The sequence below is a fragment of the Demequina oxidasica genome (genome assembly GCF_000975115.1).
Lineage (GTDB): Bacteria > Actinomycetota > Actinomycetes > Actinomycetales > Demequinaceae > Demequina > Demequina oxidasica.
This window is the reverse complement of record NZ_BBRE01000001.1, coordinates 403,944-426,594: the sequence shown is the minus strand read 5'-3', so window position 1 is coordinate 426,594 and position 22,651 is coordinate 403,944. Positions and strand designations below refer to the sequence as shown.

Below are 22,651 nucleotides of genomic sequence, written 5' to 3'. Positions count from 1 at the left end.
AACGCACATTGCCAGGGTATTTGACGTTCGCAGCCTGCGGCGCTCCGGATGGGTCGAACGTGACCACATCGTGACTGACTGTTCTAGGCGCTGGCCTTAGCGGCCGCGGCGGCGGCACGCAACTGCGGGGGAGTGACGCGTCGTTGCAGGCGTCCCAGCACGGCGTCGGTAGTCAGCGCGACCAGGGCAACGATGATTCCGCCAGCAAGCACCTGTCCGTAGCGCTGTGTGGCGATTCCCGTGTTAATGATGACTCCGAGCCCACCTCCGGCCACGAGGGCGGCTAGCGGCACCGTGGCGACCGTTTGGACTGAGGATGTGCGCAGGCCCGCGGCGATCAGTGGCACCGCGAGAGGTAACTCGACTCGCGTGGCAATTTGGAAGCGCGTCATCCCGATTCCCCGGGCGGCGTCGCGCACGTCTGGGTCCACGTCCGCCATCCCTGTAAAGGAGTTGGTCAGGATGGGTGGGAACGCAAAGATGGCCGCCGCGATGATGACGGCCTTGTTGCCAAAGCCAATGGCCGATGCGGCGAAGAGGGTGAGTAGCGCCAGCGTAGGCATAGCTCGGGAGACATTCGAGACGATGACGGTGGCGGTCCCACCCTTACGCACGTGGCCCAGGTAGACCCCCAGCGGTAGCGCCAAAATTGCGGCAATCGTGACAGCGGCGATGGACATCAACATGTGCTCGATGCCGAGCGCGATGATCGAGTCATTCGCCCACGTCCAACCGCCATCGAACGTGGGGGTAGTAATGCCGTTTGCGCCTGTCCAGTTCTGGGCGGTGGTGAGGTAGCTCCACGCGTCTTCGATGGTGCTCATGAGGCACTCTCCAGCTGTGCGCGTGCCGACTTACGCGCGGCCCGCGATCCCCGCTTGCCTTGCTGACGGTTCCACGGCATGGCGAGGCGGCCGGCGGCGAGAAGCACCACGTCCAGGATCAACGCTAGCGCTAGGCACAGCAGGGCGCTGGTGGCGATTTGGGCCCGGTAGTCGGACTGAAGGCCACGGAACATCAGTTGTCCCAGGCCGCCGTATCCCACCACTACTCCGACGGTGACAAGCGCGACGGTAGAGACGGTCGCGAGGCGGAGCCCGGCAATCATGCTGGGCAGGGCGTTAGGCAGTTCGACCGAGAACAACAGCTTGGTGGGGGAGTACCCAAGCCCCTTCGCGGCATCGACCACGTCTGGGTCCACGCCTTCAAGGCCGACCACGATGTTGCGCACCAGGATCAGCAGGGCGTACATCACGAGTCCGATCAGGACGGTGGTGCGGCCGATGCCGGTGTAGGGGGCGAGGAGCGCGAACAGGGCAAAAGAAGGGATCGTATATAGCACCCCTGTGAAGCCCATAATGGGTCCTGAGAGCCGGGGGATACGTCGAGCAAGGATTGCTAGCGGCAGCGAAATGGCGACCGCAATTGTCACTGCGAGCAGCGTAAGTTCGATGTGGATAACGAGCGCATCGACCACCTCGCCCCAGTTTCTTTCCAGGTATTGCCATGAGAACCACGGGTTCGGAGGCGCATCCATATGCCCGACGTTACCGCGCGACACACCGAATCCGCATATTCACCGCCGGTCGCGACGCGATAGCGTGTCGGCATGGAGCATTCCGGAATCACGTTCACAGACGTTCGCAAGGAGTACCCGGACGGGACCGTCGCGGTGGGCTCGCTCGACCTCACGGTCAAGCCGGGTGAGGTGCTGACGCTCGTTGGGCCGTCGGGCTGCGGCAAGTCAACGACGCTGCGGATGGTGAACCGGCTTGTCGAGCCCACCTCCGGAAGCATCACCGTTGACGGCACCGACATCCTGAGTCAGGACCCCGTGGAACTGCGCCGCAGCATCGGCTACGTCATCCAGCACGTTGGGCTTTTCCCGCACCGCACGGTCGCACAGAACGTGGCCACCGTGCCAGGACTGCTGGGCTGGTCCAAGGAGGACACCTCAGCCCGTGTTGACGAGCTCCTGAGCCTTGTGGGGCTGCCGGTGGACACCTATGGCCCCCGCTATCCGCACGAATTGTCCGGTGGCGAGCGTCAGCGAGTGGGAGTGGCCCGAGCGCTCGCTGTGAGCCCGCCAGTGCTGTTGATGGACGAGCCGTTTGGCGCGGTGGACCCACAGGGGCGCCGTCGACTTCAGAGTGAGTTCCGCGAACTGCAGCGATCGTTAGGAACCACCGTCATGATGGTCACCCATGACATCCGCGAGGCCGTCCTGTTAGCCGACCGCATCGCTGTGTTCTCACGCGGGGGAGTTCTCGAACAGTTAGGTACCCCCGAGGACGTGACCGAGCGCCCAGCAAACGACTTTGTCGAGGACTTCCTTGCCGACTTCGATGCGGCGCCCAAGAAGTAGTCCTGGGGTGCCGACGCCGGACTAGTTGTCGCGCTCGGCACGAAGGTCGGTGCTCTCTGGGGCGTCGACCACGCCAGCGCTGTGTGAACCGGCCGCCGCGTCATCGGCTGCGGAGTGAACCGAGGGGTCCGCACCGGCGGCACGACGCTCGCGCCGCGACCCTCCAGCAAGTTTGGCGGTACGCGACTTACTTAGCGTGGACTTGCTGACGCCCGCCTTTGCCGCCCGGGTTTTAGCCGCCAGCGTGGACGAACTGAGCGAGTCGCGCAGTTTGGACGACTTGGAGGTGCTGCGGTCACGGGGGGCGCGGGGCTCCTTGTCGCGGCCCTCACGCCAGCGACGGCGCCACCAGGATCCACGCCCGGAGGCTAGCGCCTCGGCCTCGCGTTCCGCGCGGCCCTCGGCCTCAAGCTCGAGTCGGCGGCGGCGGCGGCGCCGCCCGGTGGTAATGATGCGGTAGAAGGCGAATCCCATACCGATGAAGATGAAGAAGACCAGGATGGGGACAAAGATCGCGATGAGGCTCAGCGCCACGGCAGTGGCATCCTCGGCGAACGACGCGAGCGGCGCGCCGGTGCCGCCAGTCGCGGCGTTCACGGCTGGTCGGGAGGCGGCCTTGCCCGTGTGCACCGCCGCTGCGATGAGGGCACCCACGACACCTGCGATGAGCGGGTTCTCTTTCCAGAAGTTTGAGTCGTCGACCACCGTCGAAGCCGCTGCGGCCGCGAAGATGATTCCTCCGACTACAGGCCGCACAATTGACTGCAGAAGATCATTGACGTGGTCGACGCCGGGGATCTTGTCGAGTACCAACTCCAGCGCGAGCAGCGCCAGCGAGATGATGATTGCGGGCCATGACTCCAGCCACGCGAGCTGCGAGGGTAGATCAATGAAAGACGTGAAGCGCGCAAAAAGGCCCACAATGACAAGCGGGATGAAGGCGTTGAGCCCTGCCGCGGCTGCTAGGCCCGCGCCCGTAAGTGCTGCAATCATGCGTTGTCCTCCTGCCGCCCCATCTGGTGGCGTCCGCTCAACGATAGCCTGCCTGAGCGCTCACGACCACGTCGAGTGGGTTCGCGCCATGGGCAGTAAAACGACGAAGACCTCGGGACCGTGAGGTTCCGAGGTCTTCGTACTTGTGGGTGGCTAACGGGACTTGAACCCGCGACCCCCTCGACCACAACGAGGTGCTCTACCACCTGAGCTATAGCCACCATCGGCCGCATAAGCGAGCCAGCGAAAAGTGTACCTTGATTACGCCGGTGTCGACGACGCCGGGTCGTCGCTCACTGCGGCGGCACCCGCCTTCGCGGCATCGGAATCCGGCCCGGGTTGCGGCACAAAGACCACTTCGCGGTAGTAGCGCAGTTCGCGAATGGAGTCCTGGATGTCGCCTAGGGCGCGGTGATTACCCGTCTTATCAGGGGCGTTGAAGAATACCCGCGGGTACCAACGGCGCACGAGCTCCTTGATGGAGCTGACGTCCACGACGCGGTAGTGCAGGTGGTCCATGAGTTCTGGCATGTCGCGATCCAGGAACATCTTGTCCATGCCTACTGTGTTGCCGGCGAGCGGGGCCTTGCCATGCGGGACGTGGGCGCGCACGTACTCGAGCACCTGGCGTTGCGCGTCCTCCATGGTCGTGCCGCCGGCGAGTTCGGGAAGTAGGCCCGACTCAACGTGCATGTTGGTGACAAAGTCGCCCATCTGCGCCAGTGCCGCTGGTGATGGCTTGATGATGACCGAGACTCCCTCGCCAAGCACATTGAGCTCAGCGTCGGTGACGAGGCAGGCGACCTCAACCAGGGCATCGGCTTCGATGTCCAGGCCGGTCATTTCACAGTCGATCCATACGAGGGGTACGTCAGGCATACCTGCACTCTAACGAACCCCACCCATAGTCAGGTCCCGTTCATGACCTACGGCTGCGCCTGCCAATTATTGACAGGGAGGCGATGCCATGGTTAGTTGGTCTAGTAACTAACCAACCGACAGGGGCGAGCATGGACGACGGGCGGCCGATCTTTCAACAGATCGCGGAAAGCCTTGAGGCGCAGATCCTCGACGGTTCGATGCCGGAAGAGTCCCGGGTGCCGTCGATCAATGAACTCGCGGCATTTCACCGCATTAACCCGGCGACTGCACTCAAGGGAGTGAACATGTTGGTAGACGACGGACTGATCATCAAGCGCCGGGGCATTGGAATGTTCGTGGCCGACGGAGCACGAGCCGCGCTGCTGGCACAGCGCCGCGCAGAGTTCCAGAGCGCATACGTCGCGCCGCTCGCGGCCAAGGCACGAGCTCTCGGCATCACAAACGCTGAACTACAGAAAATGACCAGCAAGGAGATGGACGGATGACCAACATCATCGAGGTCGACAACCTCACCAAGCGTTACGGAAAGGTGTCCGCCGTAGACGGCGCCAGCTTTGCGCTCGAGGAGGGGGGGATCCACGGTTTGTTGGGTCGCAACGGCGCCGGCAAGACCACCGTGATGCAACTGCTGACCGGACAGGACTTCGCGACCAGCGGCACTATACGACTCTTTGGTCAGTCGCCAGTGGAGAACGCCGACGTGCTGAGCCGCGTGTGCTTCATCAAGGAATCCCAGGCCTACCCTGACGGTTTTAAGGGCAAGCACGTCCTGAAGTCAGCGCCGTGGTTCTTTCGCAACTGGGACAGCGACTTTGCGCACGCGCTGGCCGCTGACTTTGGGGCGCCGCTTGACCGGCCAATGAAGAAGATGTCCAGAGGCCAGCGCAGCACCATCGGCGTGATCGTAGGTCTCGCCTCTCGCGCCGACCTCACCTTCTTTGACGAGCCCTACGCAGGGCTCGACGCCGTAGCCCGCCACCGGTTCTACGACCACTTACTGACGGACTACGCGGAGCACCCGCGCACGGTCGTGATGTCGACCCACCTGATCGACGAAGCGGCGAACCTGCTGCAGCGAGTCCTCGTCATTGACAACGGCAAACTTGTGATTGACGCCGATGCCGACGAACTGCGCTCCTCGGCCACTACCCTCGCCGGCAGGGCCGCGGATATCGATGCCTTTGTCGCGGGGCGCGAGGTACTCGACAGGTCTCGCTTGGGCGGGCTCGCCACGGTGACCGTCGCGGGACTGAGCGAGGCCGACCGCCGGGCCGCAGCATCGGCCGGCCTGGAGGCCAGCACGGTCTCGCTGCAGGAACTCATCGTGAGCCGCACGGGCGGCGCCCACATTCCAGAGGAGAACGTCGCATGACCGCCATAGCCAATACCGCCGCTGCGCCGACTGCACCCGCAGCACTGCAACGCATCGGGAACGTTGTTCGTCTGCACGTCGCCAACCCACTTCCCACGCTCGTGGTGCCGTGGGTGATCACGTTTATCATCTTCGGCCTGAATATCGCGATCGAACTGATCGTCGTCAAGGCAGCTGGGGGATTGCAGAACCTCGATCCGGACGCCTTTCAATACAACGGGGGAATCAGCTGGATCGCCATATTTATGATGATCACCGCGGTGCAGGCCATGAACCTCACGTTCCGCTTTGCATTGGGCTTTTCCGTGACGCGGCGAGACTTCTACCTGGGCAGTTCGCTGTACTTCGTCTGCCTGTCGCTGCTCTACGGCACAGGGATCACCGTCATGGCGGGCATCGAAAGAATGACTGACGGCTGGGGGATGAACGCGGCGTTCTTTGCGCCGTGGGGACTGGTTGATCAGCCGCTCATGTCCGTGTGGGGCATCTTTGTGATGACCCTGTTGCTGTTCTTCTTCCTTGGGGCAGCTGTCGCGACGGTATGGGTCCGTTGGAAGGCATACGGGATGTATGCGTTTTTCCTGGGACTCGCGGTGCTGCTGGTGGGCGCGGCGTGGCTAATTACCACGTCCAACTCGTGGGGAATTGTCTGGGGCTACCTCACTGACCACTCGCCCGTGCAGGTCGCCGCAGCCACGCTGCCCGTGACGCTCTTGTGCGCGGGGGCCGGTTTCCTGTTCCTGCGGCGCGCTACGCCGCGCGCCTAACGCCAAGCCGGCCGATGCATCGGCCGGCTTGGTCTCGTTTTCTTCTAGTCAGAGGAGACGAAGCACGTGCTAGACGGCTGGCCGCCCTCGGGGAACGCGTTGGCTAGAGCATCGGCGATCCGTTTGCCGCGCTCGGTGTATCCCGTGCTGGTGAAGTGGATGCCATCGTTGATGAACCACTTGTCCTTGACCTCGGAGCGCCAGTCATAAACTCGCAAATTGGGGTAGCGCTCACACGCGGCCTTGAGCTCGTCGGACAATTCAGTCATGCCGGAGTCGTCCCATGGGCCCTTGGTTTTCAGAGTCTTGACGGTGGGCCACAGCACGGGCGCACCGCCTACCTCGTCCATGATCAGGTCAATACGCTTGGCAAGTGGGTAAGAACCACCCACAGCCTGGTTAGCGACCTCGTTGGTGCCCATCGCGATCACCCAACAACCGGTGTAGCCCGAGTCGATCTTTGCCTTGACTGCTTCCTGCGCGTTGGGCTCATCGTGCCAGCGCTCCACAATGGAGCGTGCGCCCTTAACGTCCGTCGAGGCGTCGTCGACGCCCACGCGCTCGTACTGTGCGATGACTTGGTTGGATTCGCTGAGGCCGCCGCCGGGGATTAGTCCAAGCGACGTGGAGTCGCCCACGTGCACTACTTCCTTGCATGACGTCATGGTTGCTGACGTTGGAGGATCGGCGATTGCCGACACCTTGTCATCAGGTGTGGACTTAGGAGTGGCACTGGTGTCGGCAACGACAGGGGGGACATGCTCGGAGGGCAAAGAACTCCGGGTCGGCGTGCTCTGCCCGGGTGTGGGGCTCGTGGACTCCGACACCTCTGCGGCAGGGGCCTGGCTCGATGCCAGCTGCGCCTCAGAGGAGTTTGAAACTACTGCGCTACACGACACGAGGGATGCGCCCATGGCGACAACCATGACGCTCCCGACCAACGCGTGAACACGCGGGGGCCTGACACCGAGGCGCAGGGCATCCGCCTCTCCATCAGCGTAGGTGCTGTGGACGTGCTGGGCGCCCACGCCGGGAGTCACCTTCACCGGCGACAGGGGCGATCGGAATGAGCGCTGCAGGGATGCACGCAGACCGTAGATGCGAATCGGGTTTTCCACCAGGGCCCAACTCGCGGTTGCGAGGGCGAGGGTGAGCGCGAGTGCGAGGCTGCTACGCAGCCACGGCTGATCAGCTAGGAACGCGGCAGGCATGAGCGCGATGATGGGCATGTGCCACAGGTAGATGCCGTAGGACCGCTCGCCTACCCACCTCAGGGGAGCGACTGACAGCCACTTCGCCACCCTTGAGCCTGGGTGCGCGGCCGCGGCGATGACGGCTACGGTGGCGATTGACAGCACCAGGATGCCGTACGTGTACAAGCTAGTCGAGTACTCGTCGGTTGTGACGGCTAGGTACGCGATGACGGCCAGGCCGGCTACGCCAACAACGTCCAACCACTGCGGTGCCGGTCGCTCGTCCCACGCGGGAACTCCGAGCCGCGCCGATTGAGTGCGGGAGGCGTGAAGGAAGATGGCCAGCGCCGCGCCGACGAGCACCCCGCCCGCGCGGGTGTCGGTGCCCTCGTAGACACGTGTGTGGTCGAAGCCAGGCTCGGTGAGCCAATACATGAGTACGAACGAGAGGGCTGCCAGGCCGCTCGTCAAGATGCCGACGCGAACGTATTGGCCGCGGCGGAGGTGGAGTAGCGCAAGAAGTATCAAAGGCCAGATCAGGTAGAACTGTTCTTCGACGGCGAGCGACCACAGATGGTCAAAGGGGGAGGGGCCAGCGGTCTGTTCGAAGTACGAGTTGCCACTAAAAATGTCAGCCCAGTTGGTGACGTAGAACGCGGCGGCGAAAGAGTCGCGAAGCCTGGCCCCGAGTTGTGAAGGGGCCACGATCAGGGTAGCGACGACGACCGACGCCAGCACGAGCACGAGCGCGGGAAAGAGGCGCCGCGCGCGTCGCAACCAGAAGTCGCCAAGGTTGAGGTTCCCGCGCCGCTCCCACGTGGACATGAGGATCGATGTGATCAGGAACCCGCTGAGTGTGAAAAACACGCCCACGCCGAGTAAGCCGCCAGGCAACCAGGTAGCGTCGAAGTGATAAGCAAGGACCCCAGCAACCGCGAAAGCACGAATGCCATCTAGACCGGGCCTATAACGGCCGGCTGATGTTACTGGCCGTGGCATGGAGTCCTCGTGCTGCTAATGCCTCCCCTCCACGGGGAAACTGGTCACTCCATTATCAACCGGAACGCCATGCTGTGAGTGCGCCTCGCCGCACGGATACTTTGGCGGGGCCCCGCCAAAGGCAACGGCTTGTGGAGACTGTCGTACGGTAAACGACGGTGCGCCTCGGTTTGTCGCGTGCTAACTCAGCGGTGACACATTGATGAGCAGGACGGCCGCATTTCCGTCGAGGTCGTCGTTCATGACGTTCATGAGCCAATCCGCGGACTTCGCGGTGTACATGACTCCGTCCACTGGCTGAGTGGCGCTCTCCTCAACGGTGAAGCCCGAGGAGGCCAGCTTGTCCAAGTAGGCCTCCTGAGCCGCGGCGTCTGCCACATAGAACGTCGCGTTACCCAAGGAGGACCCACCGAGCTCAGTCCACGTGGCAATGAGAATGTCATCGCTGGGAGTGAGCACCTCGGCCGGCCACTCTGCAGGCAAGGAGCCGGCCGTGACCTTGTCGCCCGAGTCTCCGGAGTCGCCAGAATCGCTGTCCTCGGCAAGCTTCTCGAGAATGGCGTCGGCCTTTGCTTGCAGGTCGTCGTCCGCCGCTTCCCCATCGGACTCGGGCGCGTCGGTCGATTCCACCGGAGCGGTGTCGTCAACGGCCGCATCGTCGGTGCTGCTGTCGCTCCCGCCGCATCCAGCAAGCATGCTCGCCGCGAGGCCCGCGATGGTGATGGACGAGATTTTGGCCGTAATTGTCATGGTCTTCTCCTTGGAAGTTCTAGGCGCTCGGGGCAAAGTCTTCAGTGAAGACGTAGTAGGAAATCGTGACGTCTGGTGGCGCATTGACGAAGTCAACCTTGACCAGGTATTCGCTGCCGTTCGACATCTCCGTGGTGGTCCCGACGATCCCGTCGGTTTCAGACGTCACCGTGTAGCCGGCGCTCTCCAGATCCGCCATGAGGTCCGCGTAAACGGCCTCGTCGACACCGTCGTAGTACTCGCGGATCCAGAAGTTCGGCGGGAACGACTGCGTATGATCCGCCTGAATGCTGGGAACGGGCAGGCCCTCCGGCAGTTCGTCGTCAGAGCCGGTCGGGGCATCGTCTGCTGTTGTCGCACCGTTAGCCACGGTGGGGTCGGAGTCGGGCTGGTCGACATTCTCCACTCCGTCGCCATCTCCCGCGGCGTCGTCAGGATTGCCTTCGGCAGATGACGTGACCTCAACGTTGGCGGCATCGTCCGCGGACTCGGCGTCAGATCCACTCGAGCACCCAGCAACCAGGGTGAGGGTCGCCAAGAGCGCGGCTGCGCGGGTAATGGTAGTGGGGCGGGTCATTAACTCTCCTCGAGATCGTTGCAGTAGCGTGCTATTCCTCGATGCGCGTGACAGTCATGTTCAGGCCGTGCTCGTCACCTGATTCCGTGTAGCCGATGCTCACGGCGAGGTCATCGTTCTGCATAATTCTCACGACCAGATCGCCAAAGGCCGATGATCCGCCGTCCGTAAAGCCGGCGTCCTCTAGATTTGACACCATCTGGTCAAGGGCTTCCGGCCCAGCGACAACCATCTGGACAACGTGGGATCCTTCAGCGGAGAACGCGGCCACGATCTTGCCGTCGGGAATGACGACCTCTGAGGGCCAGTCATCGGGAAGAGACGCCCCAGATCCGTCGAGGTCGAGGTCGACGTCGACGCCGGTGAGGCCCTCAGCGACCTTCTCTGCACCTGCCTCGGCGATGTTATCGCCAAGGTCGTCAAGCGGATTGCTGCACGCTGTCAGTAACGTCGCAGTGGCAAAAGCAATAGCGATGGGTGTTGCGAATCGGATCTTCATGATGCCCCCAGCATCGGCGTCCCCATGACCCTGCCGTTCGCGGGTAACGCATACGGTCGAGCCTGGCACGCTCGCCGTGCGTCCACAACCGGACGGACTGTGCCGTTACTTAAATGTCACCTTGGCACACGATTACTGCCCCCTACACGGGTGGCACGGAAGCCCTACCGGGGCCCGTAAAGATGTGGCGTCGCGGCTAGCGGTGCCACTTTCCACGGGCGTAAGGCGTAGGCCATTCGACCTCGACGTCCAGCTCGTGAGCCGCACGCAGTGCGAAATGGGGGTCGCGCAGGAACTCTCGCCCAGACATGACAGCGTCCGCCTGTCCGCTCGCCACGATCTCTTCTGCCTGTGCCGCATCGGTGATGAGCCCCACCGCACTCACAGGAATGCCAGCCTCGCGAACCTGCTTGGCAAAGGGAACCTGGTAGCCCGGGCCAGCGGTGATCTTCGCGTCCGCCGTCAAGCCGCCACTGGAGATGTCGGCGAGGTCGGCGCCCGCCTGCTTGGCCCACGCCGCGACGGTGGCCGTTTCCTCGACGGTCCACCCACCCTCGACCCAGTCCGTCGCCGAGAAGCGCACAAACACGGGGACACCTTCGCCCGCCACCCGGCGCACCTCGCGGATGGAATCGAGCACAATACGGGCGCGGTTCTCGAGCGATCCCCCGTACTCGTCGGTGCGCTTATTTGACAGGGGGGAGAGGAACTCGTGCAGCAGATAGCCGTGCGCGGCGTGCACCTCAAGGACGTCGAACCCCGCGTCTAGCGAGCGCTGAGCAGCCACGCCGAACGACGCGACGATCTGGCCGATTTCCTCGACAGACAGTTCGCGTGGAATGTCGTACCCGTCAAAGGCGACCGCGGACGGCGCGACAGCCTGCCAGCCGCCCTCTGACTCCGGCATCGTGCCGGTACCGGCTCCCTCTCGGTACGTCGACGCCTTGCGGCCGGCATGCGCGAGCTGCATGCCGGCTTGCGCGCCCTGAGAGTGAATGAACTCAACGATGCCGGCCCACGCGTCTCGCTGCTGATCGTTCCAAATGCCGGTGTCCCATGCGGAGATGCGGCCCTCGGGGACTACCGCCGTGGCCTCGCAGAAGACCAACCCGGCTCCGCCACGTGCCTGTGAACCTAGGTGAACCAGGTGCCACGAGGTGGGCGTCCCGTCCCTCTCCTCCACGGCGTATTGGCACATCGGCGCAACCCAGAGCCGGTTGCGGAACGTCTTCGAGCGCAGGGTCATGGGGGAGAACAGGGCTGACGTGGGCATGAAGGCCTTTCAGTGGTGAAGGGGAACTGATTCGAGCAACCTCGGATAGGCGATGTCTATTCCGCGTCACAGGCGTACTGGCAGTACTCACGGTGCCCCCGGCAGGATTCGAACCTGCAACCTACGGATTAGAAGGCCGTTGCTCTATCCCTTGAGCTACGGGGGCGTGCGTCCTGGCCACTCGGGCCGAGTCACCGCACTAGATTATCGGGACGACGGCGCAAACGTGAACGAGGCCCGCCGCGCGCGATCTGTGTGTTCGGTGGTGAACTGTACGTAAAGCCAGGCGCGATAACCTTGTGCTGGCTTTGTAAGGAGGCGCGCGGCACGCATGAGTATTCGGCCCATCAAGACGTGGGCGTACCCCGGTGCGCTTCTTGACGCCTTGGTAGACACGCGACGCGTGGTCTCTGAGGTCGAACTGCCGTTGCCAACCGAGAACGAGCAGGAGATCTCCGAGCTCGTCGCGAAGATGCTTGACCAGCTCGACCACCACCTGATTCCGCGCGTGCGCGAGGAGGCATCGCCCGCCATCGTGGTGGTCGCGGGTTCCACCGGCGCCGGCAAGTCAACCGTGGTGAACGCGTTGCTGGGCGAGCAGCTCACGGCATCGGGCGTGCTGCGCCCCACCACGATGGTGCCTCACGTGTTCCATCATCCGCTCGACGGCGCCGTCCTCAGCGAGGTAGCCAAGCGCGCCGATGTGATCGCGACAGAAGCGGTGCCGCGCGGACTAGCGATTGTCGACTCTCCCGACCTCGACTCGGTGCGCGGGGAGAACCGTGAAGTGGCGCAGATGTTGCTCGAGGCCGCGGACCTTTGGGTGTTTGTCACGACGGCGGCTCGCTACGGCGACGCCGTGCCATGGGATGCCATCCGTCAGGGGGCCGACCGCGGCGCATCGATCGCCATCGTTCTCAACCGCGTCAGTATGGACGTGGCTGCCCAGGTGCGCCGGGAGCTCGTGGACCGGCTCAGGGGTGAGGGGCTCGAGACTCTTCCGCTCTTTGTCATCCCCGAGGACGCGGACTCGCGCGGCACGGTACCGCAGGACGTGGTGGGTGGACTTGGCCGCTGGCTCGACTCCGTGGCCGCCGCATCGGCCGCCACCATTGTGGAGCGGACACTTCACGGCGCCACCGAGTCAGTCAAGGAGTGGTTGGAAACGCTGGCCGAGGCCATGGACGACCAAGCCTCCGTCGCCAAGGACGTGCGTTCTGAGGTGCGCCGATGCGCGGCCCAGGCCGAGGCCGAGGGCGGCACGGATTGGTATCGCGAGATTCCGACAGGAGCGGTGAGTTCACGCTGGGAGCAGTCGACCGCGGAAGGCGGCGCGCTCTTTCGCCTGCGCAACTCGCTGTGGACCAAGCGTCGCACCGCTCGGGAGGCGCGAGAGAAGGCACTGCACGAGATCGAACGGGACGTCATCGAGGCTGTCGAGGCATCGCTGACCTTCTCCGCGGCATCGGCGTCCGATGCCATGGTGGCGGCGCTCGCAGGCGACGATGGCGGGGCCGGCCAGTGGCTTGCGTCCCAGCGAGACCCCCGCGACGCCCGCACCTCGCGTGAAAGGGCAGCGGCCGATGCCACTCGGGCTTGGATGGCTAAGTGCGACGAGATCGTCACAAACCTGCCGGGCGCCGAGCACGGCATCGCCGTGGTCGGTGAGCCTGGACTGAAGACCACCATGGCATCGGCGGCACTCGGGGTTGAAGCCGCCCGCACCGCGCTGTCCCTGCTGGTGGCGCCGTCGATGTCGGAGGCGCTAGAACGAGCCCGCGAGGAGCTCGCTGCCGCCCGCCGCTACGCAATTAACCGCGAGGCGTTGGACATGATGAAGCCCACCGACGTAGCCTCGCTGATGCCGGACGCGTCGGCGCGCGTGCGCCTGCGCCGCGCTGAACTTCGGGGTCTGCTGTGAGCCCCACGTTCCAGCACGTCGCCCCGCGCGACGAGACGTCCACCCTGCAGGACCGCGTCGACAGGCTGCGGTCCTCGATGGAGTGGGCCAAGGAAGCCATCCCCGTCGATGTTCGCGGCAAGGTCAATGCCACCATTCAGCGCTGCGACGAGCGCCTCGCCTTGGGTGTCGACCACACGGTGGTCGCGCTCGCGGGCGGCACAGGCTCCGGCAAGTCAACCTTGTTCAATGCGCTGGCCGGTGAGGACTTTGCCATCCCCGGCGTCGCGCGCCCCACGACCTCGCACACGAGCTCGGTGACCTTTGGGGCGCCTGCCGAAGCGCTGCTCGACTGGCTCGAGGTCGCCCCAGCACGACGGCTCGCGGTCGAGGTGTTTGTGGCACCTGCTGTCGAGGAAGTCGATATACCCTCGTCGCCGACGCCGGACGCGTATCCCCAAACTGTCTCCCACCACGGTGGCACCGGCAATGCTGCCCAAAATGGCTCCCTTGGTGGGCTGATCCTGCTGGACCTACCCGACCACGACTCAGTGGAGTCGGCCAACCGCGCGGTGGTGGACCGCATCGTGCCGATGTCGGACCTGCTGCTGTGGGTGGTGGACCCGCAGAAGTACGCGGACAACGCGTTGCACGAGGCGTACTTACGCGTGGCGAGTGACCACGGTCAGCCCTCGCTCGTGGTGCTGAACCAGGTTGACAGGCTGTCCACCGCAGATGCGTGGGAGGTCGCGAAGGACCTCCAGAAGTTGCTCGAGGAGGATGGGCTCACGCACGTGCCGGTGATTCCGGTGAGCGCTAAGACCGGCCAGGGCATGGACGTGCTGCGAGCCGAGCTCGCCGGCGCGGCCGCGCAGCGCACCGTAGCGGCGGAGGCCGTACGGGCAGACCTCGTCTCCGCAGGCCGTGACCTGGCGCGCGCCCTGTCGCGCGACGCCGAGCCGAGCGTTCCCGACATCGAAGAGTTTGTGGGCGCGCTCGCCCGGGCGGCGGGAGTAGACGCGCGCGCGGAGGCCGCAGCAGCAGTTGCTGCGGGCCGTGCAAAGACCGTTCCGCCGCTGCGCCCTGTTCCGCTGGCCGCGGTTGAGCGCGAGCGCTTGGACTGGGTGGATGAGGCGACGACCGGCCTGCCTGTGTCGTGGCGAATCGTGGTGGGCGAGGCCGTCGTGGGCGCGCTTAAACTCACGGACGAACTGAACGCGACCATGAGCTCGCTCGAGTGGCCCGAGGTGACCCACGTAGGCGGCGTTCGCGGATGGCTGTCGCGGGCGACCAACGGCTCCTCCGCATCCAAAGAGGTGCTGAAGATGGGACGTAACGCCGTGCGACAGGTAGTGACGCCCCTGGTCATCGAGCCAACCGAGATGATCCACCAGGCCTACCGCGTGCTGGACGAGCTGACTGAGCTCGAGTAGGCGACGCGGCGGGACTCAATTACGAAGGCGGTGCACGATGGCTCAACCAGCTACCCAAGGACCAGCGGCTTTCCTCGGTGCAGGAAACATGGCGGGAGCCATTGCGCAAGGAATCGCGAGTCAGGCCGACTCGCCGCAGATTCGGCTGACGACTGGCTCCTCGCGACCCGCGTGGATTGAGGGGGTGGGTCATGTCTCGCACGAGTCGCTGGCCGATGCCCCCGATGCGAACATGTGCGCGGTCGACGGAGCCGCCGCGGTCATCCTTGGCGTCAAGCCATACGCGATTGTGGAACTTGCCGAGGCAATCTCGCCCGCGCTCACCGAGGGCACCCTGGTCATCAGTGTTGCCGGCGGTATTACGTTGGAGACCCTCACGGCGGCGCTTCCCTCTCACGTCCACGTCGTGCGAGCGATGCCGAACACCCCCGTGGCCGTGAACCGCGGCGTGACCGCCATCGCCGCTGTGCCTGGAACGGCACCAGACGTGCTTGAGCGCGCTGCTGCACTCCTCGCGCCCACGGGATCCGTAGAGGTGCTCGACGAAGACCTGATTGACGCCTTCTCGGCCGTCGTCGGGTCAGGCCCCGCTCACGTTTACTACTTTGTCGAGGCGCTGCGCGCTGCGGCGGCTGAACAGGGGCTGTCCGCCGAGCTCGCTGCACGCGTGGTGCCCGCCATGATCGGCGGGGCCATCGAATACCTCGAGTCCACGGGCCGCGAACCGGCGGACCTGCGGCGCGAGGTGACCAGCCCTGGCGGCTCCACCGCAGAGGCGATCGCCGTGTTCGACGAGCGTGAATTGAAGGCGATCATTGGCGCCGGAATTGCCGCCGCGACGGCCAAGGCCAAGTCGATGGGCAAGCCGGCCTAGCCTATTGGCCCGCAAGGTCGCGCCGCATGGCCAATTCTCGCTCGGAACTGTTGTCCCCAGGCCCAACGCGTAGGTGCGGACTCCTCCGCTTTTGGAGGTGTTCCGCGAGGTGGGCGCATCGCGAGCCAGCCTTGACTCAGTCGCAGATAGCGACAGCGTCAAAGGAGGGCGCCATGAATGACCTCACCATGACAGTTTCAGGATGGGCAGCAACCGACCCCAAGCTCGTGCTCAGTGCATCGGGCGTCAATATGTGCACTTTCCGACTCGCGTCGACGTCACGGTACTTCGATCGCGACAAGAACGATTGGGTGGATGGACGCACCGAATGGTTCTCGGTGCGCGTGTTTCGAGCGGCGGCCACGATGGTGTCGAAATCGATCGCGAAGGGTCAGCCGGTCAGTGTGACCGGACGATTCAAGACCAATGAGTGGGAGGCGCAGGACGGCCCAAGAACTGACCTGGTGCTCGATGCCATCACCGTGGGTCACGACCTGACCCGAGGAGTGGCTGACTTCACGCGGGCAACCGCCGAGGACGCCGATGCCGAGCCAAAGCCGTCGCCCGATGCCACGGATAGCTCTGGCGATGACGCCGCTGAGTTGAGCGAGGAGCTGGCGGCGGCCGAGGAGGACAGCGCCGAGTTGGAAGGGGCCGCGGCCTAGGACCTTCACCGAAGGGGCGGCCCCGCGCGGGACGGCGGCGAGTAGCTGCCGGCCCGCGCTGGGGTGTGGGGGCTCAACCGCGTAGGCTGTACAGGTATCCCACTCGGGCGCGCGAGCGCCAACCCCAGACCTTACGGAGTATCAGTGGCTGAGTTCATTTACACCATGCATCAGGCGCGCAAGGCGCACGGCGACAAGGTCATTCTTGACGACGTGACCATGTCGTTCCTGCCGGGCGCCAAGATTGGCGTCGTCGGACCCAACGGCGCAGGTAAGTCCACGATCCTAAAGATCATGGCAGGCATCGAGCAGCCGTCCAACGGCGAGGCTCGGCTGTCCGACGGCTTCAGCGTCGGCATCCTGATGCAGGAGCCCACCCTCAACGAGGAGAAGACCGTCCTGGGCAACGTCCAGGAGGGCGCCGGCGAGACCATGGAGAAGCTTCAGCGCTTCAATGAGATCTCCGAAGAGATGGCCAGCCCGGACGCGGACTACGACAAACTGCTCGCGGAGATGGGCGAGCTGCAGGAGTTCCTCGACCACGCAGATGCCTGGGACCTGGACTCGCAGCTCGAGCAAGCAATGGACGCGCTGCGTTGCCCGCCGCCGGACTCGCCCGTGACGCACCTGTCCGGGGGTGAGCGTCGTCGCGTCGCGCTGTGCAAGCTTCTCCTCGAGAAGCCCGACCTGCTACTCCTTGACGAGCCCACTAACCACCTCGACGCAGAATCAGTGCTGTGGCTCGAGCAGCACCTGGCCAAGTACTCGGGTGCCGTGCTGGCCGTGACTCACGACCGGTACTTCCTCGATCACGTCGCGGAGTGGATCTGTGAGGTCGACCGCGGTCGCCTGTACCCGTATGAGGGCAACTACTCGACGTACCTCGAAAAGAAGCAGGAGCGACTGGCGATTCAGGGCAAGAAGGATGCCAAGCTGAGCCGACGCCTCAAGGAGGAGCTCGAGTGGGTGCGCTCGAACGCCAAGGGCAAGCGCGTCAAGTCCAAGGCTCGCCTGGGGCGCTACGAGGAGATGGCCGCTGAGGCCGAGCGTGGAAAGAAGCTCGACTTTGAAGAGATCCAGATCCCCGCTGGACCGCGTCTTGGAGACGTCGTCATCGAGGCTAAGGACATCAACAAGGGCTTCGACGGCCGCACGCTGATCGATGGCCTGAGCTTTACGCTGCCCCGCAACGGCATCGTTGGCGTCATCGGCGCGAACGGCGTGGGTAAGACCACGCTATTCAAGACCATCGTGGGCCTGGAGCCGCTGGACGGCGGCGAGCTCAAGATCGGCGCCACCGTCAAGCTCAGCTACGTCGACCAGAGCCGCGGCGGCATCGACCCCGACAAGAATGTGTGGGAGGTCGTATCCGATGGCCTCGACTTCATCAAGGTCGGCAATGTCGAGCTCCCGTCACGCGCCTACATCGGTACCTTCGGTTTCAAGGGGCACGACCAGCAGAAGAAGGCCGGAGTACTTTCCGGTGGAGAGCGCAACCGACTCAACCTGGCGCTGACCCTCAAGCAGGGCGGAAACCTGCTGCTGCTTGACGAGCCCACTAACGACCTTGACGTCGAAACTCTTGGCTCGCTGGAGAATGCGCTGCTCGACTACGCGGGCTGTGCCGTGGTGATCTCTCACGACCGGTGGTTCCTGGACAAGGTGTGCACGCACATCCTGGCCTACGAGGGCACCGAGGAGGATCCGTCCAACTGGTACTGGTTCGAGGGCAACTTCGAGTCGTACGAGGAGAACAAGGTCGAGCGCCTTGGTGCCGACGCCGCCCGTCCTCACCGCGTCACGTACCGCAAGCTCACGCGCGGCTAGATCGCACTACACGTCGTGCACGTCGGGCCCTCACAGATCATTCTGTGAGGGCCCGACCTGTGTGCGGGATATCGTGTGGGAATGACTCGCATTCACGTCCCCGTCACCCTGCGGTGGTCCGACATCGACGCCTACGGGCACGTCAACAACGCCGAGATGCTCCGCCTGCTCGAGGAGGCTCGCATCCGGGCCTTCTGGGCAGACGAGACCGCGCCGGCCGATGACTCGCACGCGACGGCGCTGATCGCGGGTGGGCCAGGAGCCCAGACCATCACGCTGATAGCGGGCCAGCAAATCGAGTATCTCGCGCCCGCGCCCTACGGACGCCGCCCCCTCGACGTGCAGTTGTGGCTTGGCCGCCTGGGTGGCGCGAGTATCGAGATTTGCTACGAGGTGCGCTCGCCCATCGGCGACGCAGAGCAGGTGGTTTACGCCCGAGCCTCGACCACGCTGGTGCTGGTCGACGCGGCGACCGAGCGCCCGCGCCGGCTCACGGATGCCGAGCGCGACGCTTGGGGCGAGTACGTCGACGCGCCTGTGCAGTTCCGGCAGCGCTGACGCCTCCGTCCATCCTCGGACGCGAAAAGCGCCGGCCACCCCTTGCAGGGTGACCGGCGCTCTTGTTGCGTCTAGTTCAACGCGGTGTGGTGATGCGGACCTTAAGCGGTCAGCGAGTCAACCCACTCCTGGTTTGCCGCGATCCAGTCGGACACAATGCCGGCCTGATCTGCTTCCTCGGAGCCGTTCAGCTCGTTCTCGAGGTCGTAGAGGTGGTCGGCGTCCATCTTGAAGTTGGTCATCCACTCGGCAACCTGCGGCTGGTCGTCAGCGAAGCCGGTACGTGAGTACGTGACGATGTTCTCGGCATCGCCAAGAATGCCCTCGGGGTCCTCAAGGTTCTTGAGGTCGTAGGCACCGTACGCCCAGTGCGGCTCCCACAGCGTGACGACGATGTTCTCGCCGTCCTTCTGTGCGCTGTCCAGCTCCGCGAGCATCGCGGGGGTGGACGACGTGATGAAGTCCATGTCCTCGAGACCATATGCGGGAATGGCCTCTTCCACTGCAGCCGTCAGGCCGGCTCCGGGCTCGATGCCCACGATGCGGTTGTCGAACTCGTCGGCAGCGTCGGCAAGCTCAGCGAGCGAGTCGATGGGGGCATCGGCGTTGACGGCGACGGTGAGTGCCGCCTTGTCGAACCATGCGCCGAGCTCGACGATGTCATCGCCAAAGGTCTCGACATACTCAGCGTGAGTGCGAGGCAACCACACGTCGGTGACCAGGTCGTATTCGCCATCGGCTACACCCTGGAAGGCGGGTGCGGCGTCCGCGTAGGCGAGCTCCACGTTGTAGCCCTTGTCGTTCAGGACTGACTGCCAGAGCAGCGAGGTGGCGAGTGACTCGTCCCAGCCGTTGAACACGGCCATGGTGATGTCGCCACCCTCGGCCATTGCCGAGGAGTCGGTGGTGCTGGAAGCCGAGTTGGAGGGCTCGGTGGTGGCATCGTCGCTCGAGGAGCAACCGGCGAGTACCAGTCCTGCAGCTGCAGTTGCCGCGACAATCGCGGTAGTGCGCTTGAACATATGTTTCCTTTCCTGCAAACAGAATCTCCGCTTGCTGTGCTGCACCCGATGCCGTGAGGCATGGTGCGCGCGGCCGCGCAGTAGGCGGTCGCGAAGTTTGTGTGGAGCGTCGGCCGTGTTGCTCAGGCCGAGCTCCCGATGCTGTGGGACGTTAGTTGGCCATACCTACCGGGTAGCGCACGCCCTTGTCGATGATTTCCTGTGCGTCGAGGCGTGCCTGCTCATCGGCGGCCTTGGCTTGCGCTCGCCTATTGGCAAGCGTGGAGTACAAGCCCATGCCCTTTCCAAAGGCGCCGGTAAAGCGGTCCAGGATGATGGCGATGGCCACCACGGACAGACCGGCCTCGAATCCGAGCCCAACATCAAGCTTCCCGAGGGCCTTTGCCACCTCACCACCCAGTCCACCTGCGCCGACGAGCCCGGCGATGACGACCATGGACAGCGACAGCATGATGATCTGGTTGATACCTGCCATGATGGACGGCATCGCGAGCGGCAGCTGAATCTGGCGCAGGATGCGCCGCGGCGAGGCGCCGAACGCCTGGCCGGCCTCGACTACCTCGGAGTCGACGCCCCGGATGCCGAGCTCGGTGAGCCGCACTCCGGGGGCCATCGCGAAGATGATTGTGGAGATGATTCCGGGTGCCACTCCAACGCTAAAGAACGCCAGGGCGGGGACCAGGTAGACGAACGCTGGCAGGGTTTGAAGGAAATCCAGGATGGGCTTCAACACCTTGGAGACAGTGTCGTTCTTGGCTGCCCATATCCCTAACGGAATTGCTAGCAGGACCGCGAGGAACGCAGCTACTAGAACCAACGAGATGGTCTCCATCGCGTGATCCCACTGGTTGACGCTCATGATGAATGTAAGCCCAATGACCACGCCGACGGCGAACTTCCAGCCACGGGCAAACAGCGCCGCGATGGCGACCACGATCACCACGATGAAGCCGGAGGGGGTTGAGAACAGCCAGAAAACCGCGTCGTACAGTGTCACAAAGAATGACTTCAGTGCATCAAAGAACCAGGCGACATTGTCGTCAAGCCAGTTAAAGAATGACGCGATCCAGCTACCTATGTTGAGTCGGATATCCATCAGTTAGCCACCTTTGCGGTAGTGGTGACGCCTTCGTCTGACGCGTCTAGGGCCTTGGTCACCACGGCGGTAGGTAGTGGGTCAGGGCTCGAGAGCGCCGATGCGGCGGCATCTGGTTCGCCGCCGAGCGTCGCAAGCAGCGTGACGCGCGGGATGACACCGACGAGTTTGTTGCGCTCGTCGTGCACCGCGAGAGGCAGTGCAGCCTCGAGGGAGGGAATGAACAGTTCTGCGAGTGAGGTGTCGTGAGACACGGCGCCGTGATTCGACTGAATGGCCGAGGACAGATCGCGATCGCCCTTGCGCACCAGGTCGAGCACGTCGCGGTCGCGCACCCAGCCCACCAGCGTGCGATCACGCTTGACGACATACGCCGCGGAGAGTTGCTCATCGCGCATCACGGTGAGTGCGGCGTGCGGGCCGCTGCCCTCGTGAATGATGGCGCGCGGCTTGCGCATCACGGACTCAGCCGTGAGAACACGAGAGCGGTCAACGTCCTGCACGAACTGCTCGACATACTCATTCGCGGGATTGGTAAGGATGTCTTCGGGGGCACCGATCTGTACGATGCGCCCGTCACGCATGACGGCAATGCGATCACCGATGTACATGGCCTCGTTGAGGTCGTGGGTGATGAAAATAATCGTCTTGCCGAGTTCGGACTGCAACTCGAGGAGCTGGTCCTGCATCTCGCGGCGGATAAGGGGGTCGAGCGCGGAAAACGCCTCGTCCATCAACAGTACGTCGGTGTCGGTGGCGAGGGCGCGTGCTAGTCCTACACGCTGCTGCATGCCTCCGGAGAGCTCGCTGGGGTACTTTTCTTCCCAGCCGGCGAGGCCGACGATCTTTGTGATCTTGAGGGCGCGAGCCTGACGCTCGGCTTTGTTGATTCCCTGGATCTCGAGCCCGTAGGCGACGTTGTCGATCACCGTGCGGTGGGGGAGTAGCGCGAAGTGCTGGAACACCATCGACACCTTGTGGCGGCGAATGGAGCGCAACTCGGCCGCCGTGGCGTCGCTGACATTCTCGCCGTCAATCTCGACGGTGCCGGCGGTCTGCGGGTGCAGACCGTTGAGCATGCGAATCAGCGTGGACTTGCCGGATCCGGACAGCCCCATGACGACAAAGATCTCGCCCTGCTTGACGTCGAAGGAGGCGTCGATGACCGCGGCCGTGGCGCCGCCCAAGTCGTCGCGGCTCGCGCCGTCGCGCAACTTGGCCACGGCATCGTCCGCGTGGCGGCCGAACACTTTATAAAGTCCCTGCGCACGCAGGGCTACAGTCTCATTCACGTCGCTTACCTCAGCTCCCAAGAATTGCTTCTCGGAGGTGCTCGCGGCCTCGGCATAGCGACGGACTCGCAGCCGTCGTACGGCAATCACGGACCCCTGGGCGCCACCATTGGGGAGGCTGCCTCGCTAGCCATGCGCGCACATCAAACTAGTGGTGCAGCGCGAGGCCTGGGCTTTTCGTTGGCATCTCGATCGCGACTGACGCGGACCTCGAGACGGCTCCATCACCGTAACAAGACTGCTTGATCAATAGCAAATCGTTGGTCAAGAAATTGCCGCAAATGAGTAACGAACGCTACCGGGCGAACCTAGTA

General features: G+C 64.0%; 22 protein-coding genes and 2 tRNA genes. 10 read left to right on the top strand and 14 right to left on the bottom strand.

Annotation, left to right across the window (positions count from 1 at the left end; all coding sequences use genetic code 11):
- Positions 1-83: 83 nt before the first annotated feature.
- The gene (locus AOP77_RS01920) at positions 84-824 is read right to left on the bottom strand and encodes an ABC transporter permease (protein WP_062208624.1); all 741 of its coding nucleotides are present in this window, start codon (positions 822-824) and stop codon (positions 84-86) included.
- A complete protein-coding gene (locus AOP77_RS01915; protein WP_062208622.1) occupies positions 821-1,537 on the bottom strand; it encodes an ABC transporter permease in 717 nt (238 codons plus the stop codon). Before AOP77_RS01915 ends, AOP77_RS01920 begins: the two co-directional genes overlap by 4 nt.
- Before the next feature lie 72 nt (positions 1,538-1,609).
- Between AOP77_RS01915 and AOP77_RS01910 the strand changes: the two genes are divergently transcribed.
- Positions 1,610-2,365 carry an ABC transporter ATP-binding protein gene (locus AOP77_RS01910; RefSeq protein WP_084622155.1) on the top strand — a complete coding sequence of 252 codons (756 nt, stop codon included), beginning with the start codon at positions 1,610-1,612 and terminating at the stop codon, positions 2,363-2,365.
- A 21-nt stretch (positions 2,366-2,386) separates the two neighbouring features.
- Here the strand turns inward: AOP77_RS01910 and AOP77_RS12030 are convergent, their stop codons facing one another.
- From AOP77_RS12030 to orn, 3 genes are all read right to left on the bottom strand, one after another.
- Positions 2,387-3,358 (bottom strand): DUF4126 domain-containing protein, encoded by a 972-nt coding sequence (locus AOP77_RS12030; protein WP_084622153.1) that lies wholly within the window; start codon positions 3,356-3,358, stop codon positions 2,387-2,389.
- A gap of 148 nt (positions 3,359-3,506) precedes the next feature.
- Positions 3,507-3,579: transfer RNA gene (locus AOP77_RS01900), tRNA-His, on the bottom strand.
- A 40-nt stretch (positions 3,580-3,619) separates the two neighbouring features.
- The gene (gene orn, locus AOP77_RS01895; RefSeq protein ID WP_062208619.1) at positions 3,620-4,237 is read right to left on the bottom strand and encodes an oligoribonuclease; all 618 of its coding nucleotides are present in this window, start codon (positions 4,235-4,237) and stop codon (positions 3,620-3,622) included.
- A 131-nt stretch (positions 4,238-4,368) separates the two neighbouring features.
- Between orn and AOP77_RS01890 the strand changes: the two genes are divergently transcribed.
- From AOP77_RS01890 to AOP77_RS01880, 3 genes are read left to right on the top strand one after another with little or no spacing between them, the layout of a single operon-like run.
- Positions 4,369-4,725, top strand: a complete 357-nt coding sequence (locus AOP77_RS01890) for a GntR family transcriptional regulator (protein ID WP_062208616.1) — start codon at positions 4,369-4,371, stop codon at positions 4,723-4,725.
- Positions 4,722-5,612, top strand: coding sequence for an ABC transporter ATP-binding protein (locus tag AOP77_RS01885; RefSeq protein ID WP_062208613.1), 891 nt, complete (start codon positions 4,722-4,724; stop codon positions 5,610-5,612). The genes AOP77_RS01890 and AOP77_RS01885 overlap by 4 nt, the downstream gene beginning before the upstream one ends.
- Positions 5,609-6,379 (top strand): hypothetical protein, encoded by a 771-nt coding sequence (locus AOP77_RS01880; RefSeq protein ID WP_062208610.1) that lies wholly within the window; start codon positions 5,609-5,611, stop codon positions 6,377-6,379. Before AOP77_RS01885 ends, AOP77_RS01880 begins: the two co-directional genes overlap by 4 nt.
- A 44-nt stretch (positions 6,380-6,423) precedes the next feature.
- Here the strand turns inward: AOP77_RS01880 and AOP77_RS01875 are convergent, their stop codons facing one another.
- The 6 genes from AOP77_RS01875 to AOP77_RS01850 form a co-directional block, all read right to left on the bottom strand.
- Positions 6,424-8,571, bottom strand: a complete 2,148-nt coding sequence (locus AOP77_RS01875) for an acyltransferase family protein (RefSeq protein ID WP_084622151.1) — start codon at positions 8,569-8,571, stop codon at positions 6,424-6,426.
- A gap of 180 nt (positions 8,572-8,751) precedes the next feature.
- Entirely contained in the window at positions 8,752-9,321 is a 570-nt protein-coding gene (locus tag AOP77_RS01870; RefSeq protein WP_062208605.1) for a hypothetical protein, read from the bottom strand.
- Between the two features lie 19 nt (positions 9,322-9,340).
- Positions 9,341-9,898 carry a hypothetical protein gene (locus tag AOP77_RS01865; RefSeq protein WP_062208602.1) on the bottom strand — a complete coding sequence of 186 codons (558 nt, stop codon included), beginning with the start codon at positions 9,896-9,898 and terminating at the stop codon, positions 9,341-9,343.
- A 31-nt stretch (positions 9,899-9,929) separates the two neighbouring features.
- On the bottom strand, positions 9,930-10,397 hold the full coding sequence (locus tag AOP77_RS01860; protein WP_062208600.1) for a hypothetical protein: 468 nt from the start codon (positions 10,395-10,397) through the stop codon (positions 9,930-9,932).
- A gap of 196 nt (positions 10,398-10,593) precedes the next feature.
- Positions 10,594-11,670, bottom strand: coding sequence for an NADH:flavin oxidoreductase/NADH oxidase (locus AOP77_RS01855; RefSeq protein ID WP_062208597.1), 1,077 nt, complete (start codon positions 11,668-11,670; stop codon positions 10,594-10,596).
- 93 nt (positions 11,671-11,763) lie between these two features.
- A tRNA-Arg gene (locus tag AOP77_RS01850) sits at positions 11,764-11,836 on the bottom strand.
- A gap of 165 nt (positions 11,837-12,001) precedes the next feature.
- Between AOP77_RS01850 and AOP77_RS01845 the strand changes: the two genes are divergently transcribed.
- The 6 genes from AOP77_RS01845 (at position 12,002) to AOP77_RS01820 (ending at position 18,927) form a co-directional block, all read left to right on the top strand.
- Entirely contained in the window at positions 12,002-13,591 is a 1,590-nt protein-coding gene (locus tag AOP77_RS01845; protein ID WP_062208594.1) for a GTPase domain-containing protein, read from the top strand.
- Positions 13,588-15,003, top strand: a complete 1,416-nt coding sequence (locus AOP77_RS01840) for a GTPase family protein (RefSeq protein ID WP_062208591.1) — start codon at positions 13,588-13,590, stop codon at positions 15,001-15,003. Before AOP77_RS01845 ends, AOP77_RS01840 begins: the two co-directional genes overlap by 4 nt.
- A 37-nt stretch (positions 15,004-15,040) precedes the next feature.
- Complete coding sequence (proC, locus tag AOP77_RS01835; RefSeq protein WP_084622150.1) at positions 15,041-15,877, top strand: pyrroline-5-carboxylate reductase; 837 nt, start codon at positions 15,041-15,043, stop codon at positions 15,875-15,877.
- A 173-nt stretch (positions 15,878-16,050) separates the two neighbouring features.
- Positions 16,051-16,542 carry a single-stranded DNA-binding protein gene (locus AOP77_RS01830; RefSeq protein WP_062208586.1) on the top strand — a complete coding sequence of 164 codons (492 nt, stop codon included), beginning with the start codon at positions 16,051-16,053 and terminating at the stop codon, positions 16,540-16,542.
- Positions 16,543-16,686: 144 nt separating this feature from the next.
- Positions 16,687-18,369 carry an energy-dependent translational throttle protein EttA gene (gene ettA, locus AOP77_RS01825; RefSeq protein ID WP_062208583.1) on the top strand — a complete coding sequence of 561 codons (1,683 nt, stop codon included), beginning with the start codon at positions 16,687-16,689 and terminating at the stop codon, positions 18,367-18,369.
- 81 nt (positions 18,370-18,450) lie between these two features.
- A complete protein-coding gene (locus AOP77_RS01820) occupies positions 18,451-18,927 on the top strand; it encodes an acyl-CoA thioesterase (protein WP_062208578.1) in 477 nt (158 codons plus the stop codon).
- 101 nt (positions 18,928-19,028) lie between these two features.
- Here the strand turns inward: AOP77_RS01820 and AOP77_RS01815 are convergent, their stop codons facing one another.
- The 3 genes from AOP77_RS01815 to AOP77_RS01805 all read right to left on the bottom strand — a co-directional run bounded on the left by AOP77_RS01815 (position 19,029) and on the right by AOP77_RS01805 (position 22,337).
- Positions 19,029-19,949, bottom strand: coding sequence for a glycine betaine ABC transporter substrate-binding protein (locus tag AOP77_RS01815; RefSeq protein WP_062208575.1), 921 nt, complete (start codon positions 19,947-19,949; stop codon positions 19,029-19,031).
- Positions 19,950-20,100: 151 nt separating this feature from the next.
- Complete coding sequence (locus tag AOP77_RS01810) at positions 20,101-21,045, bottom strand: ABC transporter permease (protein ID WP_084622146.1); 945 nt, start codon at positions 21,043-21,045, stop codon at positions 20,101-20,103.
- Positions 21,045-22,337: a quaternary amine ABC transporter ATP-binding protein gene (locus tag AOP77_RS01805; protein ID WP_062211326.1), complete on the bottom strand. Its 1,293-nt coding sequence runs from the start codon at positions 22,335-22,337 to the stop codon at positions 21,045-21,047. Before AOP77_RS01805 ends, AOP77_RS01810 begins: the two co-directional genes overlap by 1 nt.
- Positions 22,338-22,651 lie beyond the last annotated feature (314 nt).